Source organism: Tunturiibacter psychrotolerans, assembly GCF_051013365.1.
GTDB lineage: Bacteria > Acidobacteriota > Terriglobia > Terriglobales > Acidobacteriaceae > Edaphobacter > Edaphobacter psychrotolerans_A.
The window spans coordinates 4,887,298-4,901,737 of the sequence record NZ_CP132941.1 but is presented as its reverse complement, the minus strand read 5'-3'; the positions used below and the strand labels follow the sequence as shown (position 1 = coordinate 4,901,737).

Below are 14,440 nucleotides of genomic sequence, written 5' to 3'. Positions count from 1 at the left end.
CTTCTATGAGCACCCCTAGCCGCTGCTGCCACCCGTCGATCTGTGGAGGATGCGGAACATGAGGGAGTCGCGAGAGGAACTTACTTCAGCAGTCCAGGCTATATCGCCTGAACCTAGCTCTTCGTCGAACTCGGACGTTGCTTTTCGCCACGATCTGGCTTTTCCCAGATTGAACGGCGAAATGCTTCAAAGACTCGGGTCCTACGGACAAGAGGAGACCGTCCCCAGAAACACCTGTCTGTATACGTATGGTGACCGGGACACAGACATGCTCGTCATTCTGTCAGGGGAAATTGAGAGCCGGCTCCTGGTGAAAGGAGGCGGCTTCAAAGTTTTCCGTTCTCTGTGCGCGGGCGAATTCACTGGTGAGCTAAACGTCTTAAACACACAGAGATCCATCGCCGAAGCACGAGCGACCTCGGCGAGTCGACTGTTGCGAATCTCTCGAAGGAACTTGCGGGCGTTGATGCGTGCCGAGGGCGATATCGCGAACATTGTTGTTTCCGCTTGCATATGGCGTCGCATCGGTATGTTCGGCGATCCATCCACAGGCGTCATACTTCGAGGATGCGAAGGTGATCCGGACCTACTAAGCCTCCGTCGCTTTATGATTCGCAATTACTATCCGCACAAGGTAGAGGAGTTGCCAACAAATGATGAAACCGGCAAGGGCGTGGCCGCGACGAAGATGCCACAGGTCGAGCTGCTAGATGGTCGCGTCCTGGTTCGACCTACTATCTGCGATCTCGCTGACGAACTGGGTATCACAGAGCTCCCTGAACCTCATACGATCTATGACGTTGCCGTTGTCGGAGCTGGTCCAGCAGGTCTCGCTGCAGCGGTTTACGCAGCTTCTGAAGGCCTATCCACGATTGTGATTGAAGGGAATGCCCCTGGGGGGCAGGCCGGCACCAGCTCGAAAATCGAAAACTATCTCGGATTTCCAACCGGAGTTTCGGGTGCGCAATTGGCGAGCCGTGGCCATCTCCAGGCGCTCAAATTTGGAGTCTACTTCGCCATCTCACGGGACGTTGTAAGCACAGCGCAAGTCGACGGCGTGCATCGGTTGATTCTTGCTGGCGGAGCGGCTGTTTGCGCGCGCTCTGTCGTGATCGCAAGCGGGGCGCGGTACAGACGGCTTAATGTGAAAAACCATGAAGGTTTCGAAAACAGGGGACTCCACTATGCCGCAACCGCGATGGAATCTCTGTTGTGCCGTGAACGGGACATCATCGTCGTAGGAGGGGGAAATTCTGCTGGACAAGCCTCGATCTTCCTCTCGAGTATCGCGAGACATGTACATCACATCATTCGTGGTGCTTCTTTGGAAAGTACCATGTCGCAATATCTAATTTCGCGAATCGAACGTTCTCAGCAAATCACTCTCTACACGGATACGGAAATCGACGGGCTCGAAGGTAAGGCCGCTCTTGAGTTCGTCACGTGGACGAATCGGAAAACTGGCGAATCAGTGCGAAGGCCAATTTCCAATGTCTTTGTCATGATTGGCGCGGAGCCAAACTCCGGTTGGGTCTACGGCGCCGTCAAGCTCGATGACAAAGGATTTGTTCTCACCGGTGGTCAATCGGGATTTGAAGCCACATCCTACGCGACGAGCGTTCCCGGTATCTATGCTGTCGGCGACGTAAGAGCCGAATCGGTTAAACGTGTTGCATCTGCGGTTGGTGAGGGCTCTGTGGTCATCTCGAATATCCATCGGTATTTAGCTCAGAGACGCCTCGACTTCCCAGAGCAGGTAAGCTCCACGAATTCAGATAGATCATGCTCAACGGTTGATGGGCAGTTGCAATCGCACGTTCGAGCACAACACACGTTGAAGGAAGGTTAGTCGTGCCAATAAGCCGAGATGAGTTTACAGATGCATACCCGACTCTTTTCCATATCACGCTCGCGCAGGACATGAAACAGGTGATGCGACATGGACTTCTCAGCACATCGGCCTTGTTGGACCGGTGCGAAGTTAATGGCGAACAACGATTCAACATCGAAAGTTGTCAGCGGCCTCGCTCGGTACCCATCAGTCACAGCGTTCATGGGGAATTCCTGATCAACGATCAGGCCCCCATGAATGCTGCGGCTCTTTCGAAATGCCTTATCGATCTTTCACCTGAGCAATGGTGCAGATCTCTCAACCGTCGAGTCTTCTTTTGGCCAACCGAAGGTCGGCTTGCGAAGCACATCGGAGCAACGCTAGCAGCTGGGCGTCCGAAAATAGTATTTTCTTTCAAGACAAGGTCGGTCTTTGACGTTCTTGATTTCGATTCTTTTGAGTTTTCTGCAATCAACTCAGGGAACACGATGCGCAAGGCTGCCCCAAGAGGCTCAGCGACATTTCTGAAGGCTAGCGACTATCCCTTTCAGGAGCGACGTAAAAGCAGAGGATTAGGTGACGCCATTGCAGAAGTGACCTATCCGTATGCGGTTACACCATCAGAGCTCGCTGCGATATGCATGACAAGCAAGATCGTTCTTGGATAACAAGAGATTGATTCAAGAGGAGAGCACATCGCGGAAACATCCACCAGCGTGCGAAGGATTGCAGAATAAAGCGAGTCAGGCACTTCATCTATTTCCCCACTCCCATCCAAAATTCGCTCCAATAAGGAAGCTTATCGGAGAGCAGTCAACAACCCCGGCCAGCGCAACTGGTTGAAGGGCATTCTGAAGTAAAGCAAAGGAAAATCAAATGATAACCCCAGTCGAAACTGTGCGTACGTTCTATTCCGCAATTGCAGCAGGTGACACCAGCAAAATGATCGAGCTAATGACCCCCGACATCGAATGGATCTCGGTTGTCGACTTCAACGTTCAGGAGAAGGGGCCCGCTGAGGTCATGAAAAAGGTGTTCGCTCCCTTGATGCAGGAGTGGGAAAGCTTTTCGCCGGCGCCGTCCGAGTTTCTTGTAGACGGTTCAACTGTCGTCTCTCTGGGCCGTTTTGCTTGCGTTCACCGCGCGACGCACAAACGCGCCGATCTTCCCTACGCCCATGTATGGGACGTTCGGGAAGGAAAAATCTGGCGTCACCGTCAGTATCTAGATACGATGGCACTCGAGGAAGCTCGGCGCGCCTAAGGCTCGCCGGTGAAACTCATCGGCGTTTGCCTTTGGCATTTGGGGCTGGCGGGGTCATCGGGAACATGCATTCCAACCGCAGTTCTTCTTCGGTCAACGCGCCCCAGTGCGCAGCACCCACAGAATCCCCAGCGAACATGCGCGGTTGCTAGCCCACGTTCGACCTCGTCCATCTTTACGCCGCTTCAGTTCAGGAAACAATAGCGCCAACAATGCCCACTGCTTTTCGCTCAACAACACCGCTCGCTTCTTCATACGACGAGCTCACCACTCAACCCGCCTCAACAATGAGTCGCTCTCTTGAGGCCGCACCCGTTTACGCAACCAGTTCTAGACATTTGCATCCGTATCGGTCGTAGAGTCCCTAGGATGGAGGAAAATGAAAAAGGCTTCGATTGCTGCGGCCCTCGCTTTTGGATGGACGGTTTTGGCGCATGCTACGCCCCTGATGCGTTACCCAACAGCCAGTAAGACCGACATCGCATTTGTCGCTTATGGAAGACTATGGAAAGCACCACTTAGCGGTGGTTTGGCACAGCACTTGACTTCCGACACTGGTGTCGTGACAACGCCGCTCTTTTCTCCAGACGGACACTGGATCGCCTATACGTGCCGAAATGGTGGACTCCGTGATGTCTACGTGGTGCCGACGAGCGGCGGCGAACCAAAGCGGCTTACCTACGAGGCGAGCCGATTTGCTGATGGAGCCATGGTTGTCGCATGGACACCAGATTCCGCGCGGGTGGTCTTTCTTTCCCGTCGCGCAGCTCCCGTGACCAAGCTCGTGAGAGCTTTCTCTGTACTGCTCTCGGGTGGCCTTCCGGAGCAACTGCCTTTAGACCGTGCCGGTAGAATGTCCTTTGCTCCAGGGGGACACGCGATTGCCTATAACCGCATTTTCCGAAACTTGGAGCTGCGGAAGCGTTATCTCGGCGGCCAAGAGCAGGATATCTACACCTACGATCTGGACACTCATGCGCTTACGCGCCTGACGGAGTGGAAAGGAACCGACACCGATCCCATGTGGTTTGGCCGGAAGATCTATTTTGTCTCCGACAGGGGCAAGAATTTCCGGCAAAACATTTGGAGTTATGATCTGGACACTCGTGCCTTCCGACAGCTTACGGATTTTACTGACTACGACGTGGACTGGCCCTCGCTCAGTGCGTCGACCATCACCTTCCAGCAGGGTGGTCACCTCTTCGCCATAGACCTACCCTCCGAGGCTTTACGCGAGGTGAAAGTCGAGTTTAAGGACGACAGTGAGCCTCTGCGGGCTCAGGCCCTGGCAGCAGGAAGATTTGCGCGGGTGACCGACGTGATGGGCCGCATCGACTACGCGCTTTCACCTCACGGAGAGTCGATCCTGCTCTCTGCGCGCGGCGATTTGTTTTCCCTCTCCAAAACATCGCAAGGAGAAGACCTGACCAACACGCCCGGAGCAGACGAAGACCATCCTTCCTGGTCTCCCAACGGTCAGTTGATCGCTTACGAAACCGATCGTAGCGGAAGTCAACAACTCGCTATTCGCCCCGCGAAAGGTGGTTTTGAACGGACCTTAACCCATTTTCCCAGCGGTTACTTCTACACGCCGCTCTGGTCCCCACACGGTGACACCTTCCTCGTCCCGGATGCCAACCACTCGCTGTGGTGGATCCATCTTGATGGCAGTTCTCCCCAGAAGATCGGTTTTGATCCCTATGCGGAGATTCGAGACGCGGCATTTTCTCCGGACGGCCGTTGGGTTGCGTTCAGCACGCAGCGTTCCACTCAACTCCGCGCGATCCACTTCTATGATCTGTCTACCGGCCATGACACCATTATCAGCTCACCGATGGAAAGCGACCGAGATCCGGTTTTTACCCCGGACGGCCGTTATTTTGTCTTTATCTCACAACGGAACGAGCAGCTGTTTGTCTCGGACCGCGACGATGAGAATTTGATCTCTACCGTCAACTCGGATGGTCTCTACGCGGTTGCTCTCGACCATGACAGACCTGCGGCGACGACAATAGCTGCGCAGAATGCCCCGGCAGGCGACCCCTCGGTTCGCATCGATCTTGACAGATTCATGTTACGGGCCGTGGCTCTACCGGTTGTTCCGGCGACGATCGTCTCGCTTCAGGCTCGTCCTTCAGCCCTGTTTTATCAAACCAGGCCTATACAGCTGATCGACGGCGACATCGCTGGTGGCAAGAGCGAGCTGCATGCGCTGGACCTTGCGACTTTCAACGATCGAATCGTAACAGACGACCTTGAAAACTTCAGCATCTCCGGCGACGGGGCCGCGGTTGCCTTTCATCGTCATGGGGAATGGCGAATCGCGAGTACAACTTCCGGAGCTCCGAATCTGGCGCCACTGAATATTTCGGCTCTGACCGCTATTGTCGATCCTCGGCAGGAATGGGCAGAGATGTTTGAGAACGCCTGGCGGCTGGATCGTGACGTCTTCTTCAGCAAGGTTATGAACGGCACGGATTGGAAAGCCGTACACGACACATATGCCAAACTGTTGCCTTTCTTGAGTTCGCCGGATGACTTTGTCTATCTTCTTGGACAAATGCAAGGCGAAATTGCCAGCTCTCACACTTTTATAGAACCCGAAATAGAAGACGATGTACACCCGTCAGTCCATACCGGGTTGCTGGGAGTGGACTACATGCTCGACAGCGCATCCGGACGTTATCGTTTTGCGAAGGTCTACACCGGCGATGCGACGCGGGCCACAATGCGCGGTCCTCTCGGCATGCCCGGACTTGACGTAAAGGGAGGGGATTACCTGTTGGCAGTCAACGGACGGGAGCTTAGATTTCCGGAAGATCCGGACAAGATGCTCGAAGGACTCATCTCGGAGGTGACCTTGACGATTGGTCCTGGTCCATCCGGCCCCCCCCGTGAGATCAAAGTGCAACCGTTGACGGACGATACAAGACTTCGACGCCACGACTGGGTCGAGCATAACCGCAGCGAGGTCGATCGGCTCTCTCATGGCCGTCTGGGTTATATCTTCGTCACCAACTTCAGTGCAGAGGGTGCAGCAGACTTCGTGCGTCAGTTCTACCCGCAGCGGGATAAAGAGGGCTTGATTTTCGACGTTCGCTGGAACGGCGGCGGGTTCACAAGCCAGTCCGTGCTGGATGTTTTGCGGCGCGAGCTCGCCGGTGTTTTCGTAAATCGCGAAGAGGCTTTGAGCACTCTACCTACAGCAACGGCACCCAGGGTAATGGTTACGATTACAAATTACGGATCTGCCTCCGACGGGGACCAGTTCCCCTTTTTCTTTCGCAATTTCAACCTGGGGAAACTGGTTGGCGAGCGAACTTGGGGCGGAGTGCAAGGCATTAATCGCGATTGGACTTTGATGGATGGGACGCCCTTCACTATCCCGAAAGACTCGCTGGCTTCTCTCGACGGACACTGGGTCATCGAAAACGAGGGCGTTACGCCGGACATTCCTGTCGAGCCACCACCCGACGAAGCTGTGACGCACAGAGACCTAGAACTAGAGGTCGCGGTGAGAACTGCACTCGAGCAGCTTACGTTGAGGCCGCCTCAGATCCTCAAGGCTCCCCGCCCACTTCCAGCCTATCCACCTCAAGGGTACGTTCCCGGGGCCAGCTTCACTCCCAACGACCGTAGTGCCCAGAACCAGTAGTCAAAGGACCGCGATGACCCCTTTGAAGCGCGTTTCATGGCCGATTCTCATTGTCGGAGCGATCGTCACAATGGTGTTGTCGCTGAGCGTTCACGCAGGAATGCTCCAAGAATTACACGTTCCATACCCCTACAACTTCCCCCATACAGGCTGGGCAAGATTGCCAGATGGCATCCTCTCCGTACTAGGTGCCATGTTCCTCTCAGCACATATTCCCGAAACCATTCGCCAGCGTAGCTTGAGTCTCCGCTGCTTGATCATGTTTCTCCTTCTAGCGACCATTCATGAAACTTTATTCCGCGATCCGTTCATGGAATTTATCAATCTCAGCAATTTCACACTCTATCCCTTCCTCGACAACATACCAAAGCTGGTTCCGTTGGCCGTCATCGCGATAGGCGTGGAAAGCTGGACCCGCCGGGAGCGAAGTTTAATGTCTACCCTCTTCGCCGCCGCCCTGCTCGCCGCAATCGCCGGCCTCCTCGTCAAGCCATTCGCCAATTACGCTTTCGCTGGCGTGATCCACTTCACGGAAGCACGGGAAGGTTATCAGCGGTTCGGCCTTCCTTATGATTGGCACATTCTTCTGCCCGCCTACCTGACCTTCTTCGAGCCGGTCATCGCCGCGCTTGTGATCCGCCTTGCTATCCGCAATAAGCTGGCGCCCAAGCCTCTCGCCCAATTCGGCATCACGTCGGCGCTCATACTTGCACTCAGGGGTCCAGTGTTCGCTCCGCTCGTAAATATCCATTACGCGAACACGGGTGCCCTCACTGCTGTACTCAGTTATGCGCAGTTTACCTTTGAGACGATGGCACTCGGGATTCTCACAGCAACTACCTTACACTTTGCATCCCACGCTGTTGACGACGCGAATTCAGCCCTAACTTAATTCCGAGCCGATGACCCCGCCAGCCCCAAAACCCAAAGGCAAACGATAAACTTTCGCGAGCTTCACTGGCCAGCCAGCCATTAGTCTGCACTCGGGATAGATCAAAGCGGTTCGCCTGACGGAATACAGTTGAGGGGCACTTCGGAGCGGAGGGCCACTATTGCGCTTGGCTGCGCAGCTCGAAGAATCCCTCCCTTGTTCGGGACGCCGTCCCGCTATCCATGTCGCGCGGTAGGTCAATTGGCATGGCGATCACTAAGGCCTACTGGCTCCGCTTCGATCGCGACGCCAGTCTTTCGTGTTGGTTCCAAACTGCTGCAGCGGACTACGACTGATCCGGCACAACACCTATCGCTGGATGAACTTGTTTGCCACACCCCTTTGCGGCAGTTGCCGAGGCCTTCGCATTCGTAAGGTCTCCTTACCTGACCATCAAGAACTTCAAACTGGTCTTGCCCTCTGCATGAACGTACGCTACATATGTGCTGCAGGAGAACTCTTACCGTTTCTCCGAATATCGATCCTCGACGGAAAGCTGGCTGACTACCGTCGCGGCACAGCGGAGGAGTTCACAGCGCTATGCGGAACCTCAGTCACGGCCGTCTTCAGCCCAGCGCCAAACTTTCGTCGCTGGATGATCAGTAAGGAATGCTCGACGTATTCGTCTCTATGGAGGCGGAGCGCCACCTTCTCGACTAAAAGGAACATCTCATTGAGACGCCTATCGAAATACGTTCTTACCGCCACCCTTTTTGCCGGTACGGCACAAGCAGCGCCGCTTCCTTCGATCAACTCTACGACGACCTATCATTGCGTGCAGGTCGATGGCATCGGGATTTTCTATCGGGAAGCCGGCCCTGAGAACGCCCCAACCATCGTGCTTTTGCATGGCTTCCCGTCGTCTTCGCGTGAGTTTGACACGATCATTCCCTTGCTCGCGACAAAATATCATTTGATCGCTCCGGATTATCCCGGATTCGGTCTGAGCGACGCGCCCTCACCGACCACCTACGCTTACACGTTCGATCATCTTGCCCAGACGATGAGTGATTTTCTGGAGAAGCTGAAGGTCACACAGTACACCATGTACCTTCACGACTACGGCGCGCCGATCGGCTTCCGTATCATTCTGGCGCACCCCGATCAAGTGCACGCGCTCATCATTCAAAACGGCAACATCTACAAAGCGGGCCTTGGTGCCAAATGGACTAAGATCGCGGAATACTGGTCAGATCCAAAGGCTCATCCTGAGGTGCTTAACGCGTTTCTTTCGTTCGAGGCCACCAAGGAGCGGCACGTCGCCGGCACGTCTCATCCGGATCGCTACGATCCGGATACCTGGATTAGCGAGTATGCCGATCTGTCGCGGCTCGGTCAGCGCGAGATTCAAGGGGACCTACTCTACGACTACCGGACCAACGTTGAGTCCTACCCCAAATGGCAGGCGTGGCTCCGCGACCACCAGCCCCCGACCCTCGTGGCCTGGGGCGCGCACGACCCCTCCTTCATCGCACCGGGTGCTGAAGCCTTCAGGCGAGACCTTCCGCATGTGGACATCCACATGCTCGAAGCCGGGCACTTTGCACTGGACGAAAAGACGGACGAGATCGCAGACCTGATCCTCCAGTTCATGGCCAAGCATCCTGGATAATGGCTTGGGCCGCGAGCATCGAGTAGGCCGTCGCGTCATCGGCGGCGTCGAAACCAGGAATGCAATCCCGCCAACACGCTCAGAGACCAAAGGCTTGTCGAAGGTCCACGAGCTTCCGTCCCGCGGAGAAGGTTCGTCACGAGTAAGCATAACGGCACAACGTCTGGCATCCGCACCATGGATACACGCTATGCTCATAGAGCGAGCGGCGCAGCGGCTGTGCTTTTTCAGGGGAAATGGAGAGTTGAAATTCTTTGCGCGATGCGTTCTGGGCCAGTCCGCGTGGGACAATTATGGCGGCTCATCCCCGGGCCTCAAAGAAGATGCTTACTCAAAATCTGAGACGACTCGAAGCGGATGGGATAGTTGTCAGAAATGACATGAGCGAGATGGTGCTCCATGTCGAATATGATTTGAACCATGAAGCACGAGAGGAAATTTGCTCGCTTCTCGACCACCTTGCACACTGGGGACGACTCTACGTCACGAGCCGAGCCACTTCCCCAGAAAATGATGTGCAGAGGTCACTTCTCACGGATCGTGTCGAGGGCGCCGTCATGTTTCAGCCGGGCCAATTCGATATCCACTCTGGCTTTGACGGAAACTGGCCAGAAGAAAGGTTTTCCATGGCGGTTGACCAAGAGCGGCATGCACGCATTGTTGGCAGCCTCGCCGATTCGCCGTTCGACGCTGTTATTTGCGGCTCCGCGACAGAAGTCCTTCTGTTGACTGGCTATTGGCCGGTAATGTCCGCGAGCGTCGCCGTGTTTACCTCGGATGGTGAAGTGAAAGTCATCGTTCCGGAGGATGAGGTGGAATTGGCGGAAAAGACGACAGGGGCAGAGATCATTCCGTATGAGACTGCGGGGCTCCACGCACTGCATCCGGCCATTCAATCTCTCCGGACCCCCTTGATCAGTGTCCTGCAGCAGCTGGGTGCCAGCCATGCAAAGATAGGCTTGCAGTTGGAGCAAGGTGTTCGGCCCGCCAGCTATGCGGTTTCCACTCAATTCAGATCCTCATTGCTAAAGCTTTTAAGCGAGCTTCATCCAAGAGCCGAGTACATCGCGTGCGATGAGTTTCTCGAAGCCTTGAAAGCTGTGAAAACCGCGAAAGAGTTGGAACTGATGCAAAAGGCCGCCGTCGTTGCCGCTGCGGGGTTTGCCCCAGCGAATGGCCTGATACGACCAGGTCTGCGAGAAAGCGAGGTGTCGGCCGCTCTGCAGGCTGCCTTTGAACGCACCCAGCTGGCTGAGACTGTGCAACGCACTTCGGGGTATTTCTTCTGCATGTCAGGCCCGAACTCTGCTAAGGCAGCCGCGGCCTATGCCCGCACGAGACAACGTGTGCTCGAAGAGGGCGACCTGGTGATGATTCACGCCAACACATGCGCTGATGGTTACTGGACGGACATCACGCGAACGTTCACGGTCGGTAGACCATCGGACCGGCAGATGACGATGCGAGAGGCAGTCGACGAGGCGCGTCGGGCGGCACTGCGAGCGATATACCCAGGCGTGAAGGCACGCGAAGTCGATCATGCGGCGCGGTCAGTCATGCGTTCCCACGGCTTTGGCGAGGCCTTCAAACATGCAACAGGCCATGGCGTAGGCTTCGCGGCAGCAAATCCGAACGGGCTACCACGGATACACCCCCTCTCGCCGGATGTCCTTGAAGCCGGGATGACATTTAATATCGAACCGGCGGCGTATTTCGACGGCTACGGTGGCATGCGCCACTGCGATCTTGTAGCTGTAAATGCTGACGGCGTGGACACGTTAACAAAGTTCTGAAACGCACGGACAGGCAGCCCGATAACGTAGGCTGAATTTGAGGCCTGAGTGTGAGCAGAAAAGTAGAAGAGCATGATGATGACACTCAACCCAAGAAGCCCGGGGAGACTCCCTGCGAACCGGGCAGCAAACCGCGATGGACTTCCATGCGCCAAGATCGCCGTGGCAACCGCCGCGTGCATGCGCCCACGCGGAATATTTGAAGCTGTTGCGTCTCTTGAAGAACGCAAGGTGTGGGACACTCAGCCGCAGACCGTGAAGCGGTATGAGGTTCAGCAAATGGTCTGCCCATTCGAGGTATCAACGGAGCCGCGCCCCGGCAATGGTTTTCAGGGGACGCCGCTTCGGATGGGTTTTGAAACTCCCAGTACAGTCGTGTTGAAGGCGGATCGCGAGCGAAGATCACCTTGCAGACCGATGCGCCCTAGCTCGGTCCTGCAGTCAATTTTATTCAGTCTGCCCGACGAGTGGAAACTCATTTGCATCTCAACTGATCAGGAGGGCAATACTCGACACATAAGAATTACTCCTGGATAGCATTTTCCTACCGCAGTTGCTCGCGCTAACGATTGGCCGCGTAGGAAAGACCGGCCTCGCAAAGCGCTGCAAACTCGGAGATGTGAGCAATACTGAACAGTCTTTTTCGTGTCCATTACTACAAGCTCTTTAGTGAAACATCGTTTTTGCGTTACGTTTCTAACCTGATCAAGGGCTACCTGAAAACTGAGGGATAGCACCGGCACCCTTGTTGCAGGAACCAAAAAGGCACTGTCAAACATGCCAGAGGGCTGCAAAATCGTGAGGTCGCAGGTGCGGGTATATACCATTCCCACCGACGCACCGGAGGCGGACGGGACCTTCGCGTGGATCAGTACCACGATGGTGATGGTGACCATCATGGCCGGCGACAGGTGCGGTTTGGGCTATACCTACGCTGACGCTGCCACTGGGAAGCTGGTACAGACCCTGCTGGATAAGGTCGTCCAAGGCCATGATGCATTTGCACACGGCGCGATCCTGCAAGCCATGTACCATCAGGTGCGCAACTCGGGCGAGACGGGAATCACTTCGATGGCGATCTCCGCTATTGACAACGCTCTTTGGGATTTGAAGGCACGCCTCTTGGACTGCCCACTCGTCAATGCGCTGGGAAGCGTCCGGTCGGGCATACCGGTATACGGCAGCGGAGGCTTCACCTCTTACGATGACAAGCAGCTGTCACAACAAATGGGCGGGTGGGCCGAGCAGGGCTTTAGCATGGTCAAAATGAAGGTCGGTTCGCATCCTGCCGACGATCCTCGGCGTGTTCAAGTAGCTCGTAAAGCAATTGGAGACGATCTCAAGCTTTTCGTGGACGGCAACGGCGCCTACACGGTCACGCAGGCGCTTGAACTGGCTCATACGTTTGCTGATGCGGGTGTGAGCTGGTTCGAAGAGCCGGTCAGCTCCGACAATTTGATTGGTCTCTCCCAAATTCGCTCCCGCGCGCCGCTGAGCATGGATATCGCGGCCGGCGAGTATGGCTATACGGCCTGGTACTTCAAACGCATGCTCGACGCTGAAGCCGTTACGGTACTGCAGGCTGATGCCACACGGTGCGGCGGTATAAGCGGCTTTTTGAACGCAGCATCTATCTGTTGGGCGATGAATATGCCACTGTCATCCCATTGCGGCCCCAGTATGCATGTGCATGTGTGCTGCGCCGTACCCCGAGCAATTCACATGGAGTTCTTTCACGATCATGCCCGCATCGAGCGCATGTTCTTTGACGGCTTCTGCGAACCGGCAAACGGCATCATGTCTCCCGATTTCTCCCGTCCTGGCATGGGGCTCGAACTCAAGGAGAAGAACGCCGCACCTTATCTCACTTCATAAGAAATTTCAACGCACTGAAACCACAGTTCATGTCTTCTGCCGCGTGAACCGGCTGTATCAAGGAGAACCGAATGGCGAAGCAGATTTCCGACCTGATTGTAGAGAGACTGATCGAGTGGGGCGTGGACACAATCTTCGGATTTCCCGGAGATGGCGTGGATGGCTTCTTCGAATCGTTGCGTACCCATCAGGACAAGTTGAAGTTCGTCCAAGTGCGGCATGAAGAAGCGGCAGCCTTTGCGGCCGTGGGCTACACAAAGTACACCGGCAGGCTCGGCGTCTGCTGCGCGACCTCAGGTCCGGGCGGCGTACATCTACTCAATGGCCTGTACGACGCCAAGTGCGATCAGCAGGCCGTACTTGCGATCACGGGCCATACTTTCAGCGACCTGATCGGCATGGATTATCAGCAGGATGTCGATCTCGACAAGCTCTTCATGGATGTTTCTGTGTTCAACGAGCGCGTCATGAGCGCACCCCACGCTGTAAACGTCGTCGATATGGCTGTCCGCACGGCGTACGGGCGTCGCGGCGTATCGCATATCTGCATCCCCAAAGACATTCAGGAATGGAAGGTGTCTGAGGATCATCGCAGCAATGCCAACGTGGCGCACCACAGTGGTGACTGGAGCGTGCGTTCCAGCGCCAGGCCCGCACAATCGCTCATCCAAAAGGCCGCGGACATCATCAATGGCGGGTCGAAGGTCGTAATCTTTGCGGGGCGTGGTGCGCTCGGGTGCAGTGAGGAGCTCACACAATTCGCGCAAATTGTGGGCGGCCCCATCGTCAAACCTCTGCTCGGCAAGGCAGTCGTTCCCGACCGCAGCCCGTATACGACGGGCGGCCTTGGCTTGCTGGGCACAGCTCCTTCTGTTGACGCGATGGAAGAGTGCGACACCATTGTCATGATCGGCACGAGCTATCCCTACCTGGACTTCCTGCCGAAGCCCGGCCAGGCGAAGTGTGTCCAGATCGAGATCGACCCGACGCGCATCGGTCTTCGCCACCAGGTGGACGTGGGCCTCGAAGGCGACTCGAAGACGATTCTGACGGCTCTGCTTCCACTGCTCAAGAAGAAGAACGACAAGTTCCTCAAGAAGTCTCAGGAACGCATGAAGAGTTGGTTCGAACTGATGGACGAGCGCGGCACACGGAAAGACATGCCGATGAAGCCGCAGGTCGTAACCCACACGTTGAACAAACAAGAAATTCGCCGGCGAAGCGGTGCTCGGCTTCCCGGTTGATGGCCTCAATGCCAATCTCATACACCACGCGATCGTGTGGCATGTCTTCGAAACGGTATCCCACCGTTCGGTTGCCGCTGTCGGGTTTTTCTATCACGGACGCGGCGTGCGATGAGGAAGTGGATTACGCCATCGTCGGCGTGGGCTCTGCCGGCGGCGTTCTTATACAACGCCTCGCGCGTGCCGGCTTCAATGTTGTCGGGCTGGAGGCTGGCCCCTTCTGGGATACGGAACGC

Annotated in this window: 11 protein-coding genes and 1 pseudogene; 10 read left to right on the top strand and 2 right to left on the bottom strand. The window is 55.7% G+C overall.

Annotation, left to right across the window (positions count from 1 at the left end):
• Positions 1–49: 49 nt before the first annotated feature.
• The 4 genes and pseudogenes from RBB76_RS20805 to RBB76_RS20790 form a co-directional block, all read left to right on the top strand.
• A pseudogene (locus tag RBB76_RS20805) lies at positions 50–460 on the top strand (cyclic nucleotide-binding domain-containing protein); the annotation flags it as partial.
• A 147-nt stretch (positions 461–607) separates the two neighbouring features.
• Complete coding sequence (locus tag RBB76_RS20800; protein WP_429629660.1) at positions 608–1,849, top strand: NAD(P)/FAD-dependent oxidoreductase; 1,242 nt, start codon at positions 608–610, stop codon at positions 1,847–1,849.
• Between the two features lie 2 nt (positions 1,850–1,851).
• Positions 1,852–2,499 (top strand): DUF7002 family protein, encoded by a 648-nt coding sequence (locus RBB76_RS20795; RefSeq protein ID WP_429629606.1) that lies wholly within the window; start codon positions 1,852–1,854, stop codon positions 2,497–2,499.
• A 208-nt stretch (positions 2,500–2,707) separates the two neighbouring features.
• On the top strand, positions 2,708–3,094 hold the full coding sequence (locus RBB76_RS20790) for a nuclear transport factor 2 family protein (RefSeq protein WP_429629605.1): 387 nt from the start codon (positions 2,708–2,710) through the stop codon (positions 3,092–3,094).
• Between the two features lie 93 nt (positions 3,095–3,187).
• Here RBB76_RS20790 and RBB76_RS20785 read toward each other — a convergent pair whose 3' ends face one another.
• Positions 3,188–3,349, bottom strand: coding sequence for a transposase (locus RBB76_RS20785; protein ID WP_429629604.1), 162 nt, complete (start codon positions 3,347–3,349; stop codon positions 3,188–3,190).
• A 124-nt stretch (positions 3,350–3,473) separates the two neighbouring features.
• On the opposite strand from RBB76_RS20785, the gene RBB76_RS20780 reads away from it, so the two are divergent.
• Both RBB76_RS20780 and RBB76_RS20775 read left to right on the top strand, forming a co-directional pair.
• Positions 3,474–6,749 (top strand): S41 family peptidase, encoded by a 3,276-nt coding sequence (locus RBB76_RS20780; protein WP_429629603.1) that lies wholly within the window; start codon positions 3,474–3,476, stop codon positions 6,747–6,749.
• Positions 6,750–6,762: 13 nt separating this feature from the next.
• Positions 6,763–7,641, top strand: a complete 879-nt coding sequence (locus tag RBB76_RS20775; RefSeq protein ID WP_429629602.1) for a hypothetical protein — start codon at positions 6,763–6,765, stop codon at positions 7,639–7,641.
• Between the two features lie 543 nt (positions 7,642–8,184).
• On the opposite strand, the gene RBB76_RS20770 is transcribed toward RBB76_RS20775, so the two are convergent.
• Positions 8,185–8,349 carry a hypothetical protein gene (locus RBB76_RS20770; RefSeq protein WP_429629601.1) on the bottom strand — a complete coding sequence of 55 codons (165 nt, stop codon included), beginning with the start codon at positions 8,347–8,349 and terminating at the stop codon, positions 8,185–8,187.
• 4 nt (positions 8,350–8,353) lie between these two features.
• On the opposite strand from RBB76_RS20770, the gene RBB76_RS20765 reads away from it, so the two are divergent.
• From RBB76_RS20765 to RBB76_RS20750, 4 genes are all read left to right on the top strand, one after another.
• Positions 8,354–9,292 (top strand): alpha/beta fold hydrolase, encoded by a 939-nt coding sequence (locus RBB76_RS20765; RefSeq protein WP_429629600.1) that lies wholly within the window; start codon positions 8,354–8,356, stop codon positions 9,290–9,292.
• Positions 9,293–9,585: 293 nt separating this feature from the next.
• A complete protein-coding gene (locus RBB76_RS20760) occupies positions 9,586–11,085 on the top strand; it encodes a M24 family metallopeptidase (protein WP_429629659.1) in 1,500 nt (499 codons plus the stop codon).
• 810 nt (positions 11,086–11,895) lie between these two features.
• Positions 11,896–12,960 carry an enolase C-terminal domain-like protein gene (locus tag RBB76_RS20755; RefSeq protein WP_429629599.1) on the top strand — a complete coding sequence of 355 codons (1,065 nt, stop codon included), beginning with the start codon at positions 11,896–11,898 and terminating at the stop codon, positions 12,958–12,960.
• A 71-nt stretch (positions 12,961–13,031) separates the two neighbouring features.
• Complete coding sequence (locus RBB76_RS20750) at positions 13,032–14,204, top strand: thiamine pyrophosphate-binding protein (protein WP_429629598.1); 1,173 nt, start codon at positions 13,032–13,034, stop codon at positions 14,202–14,204.
• Positions 14,205–14,440: the final 236 nt, after the last annotated feature.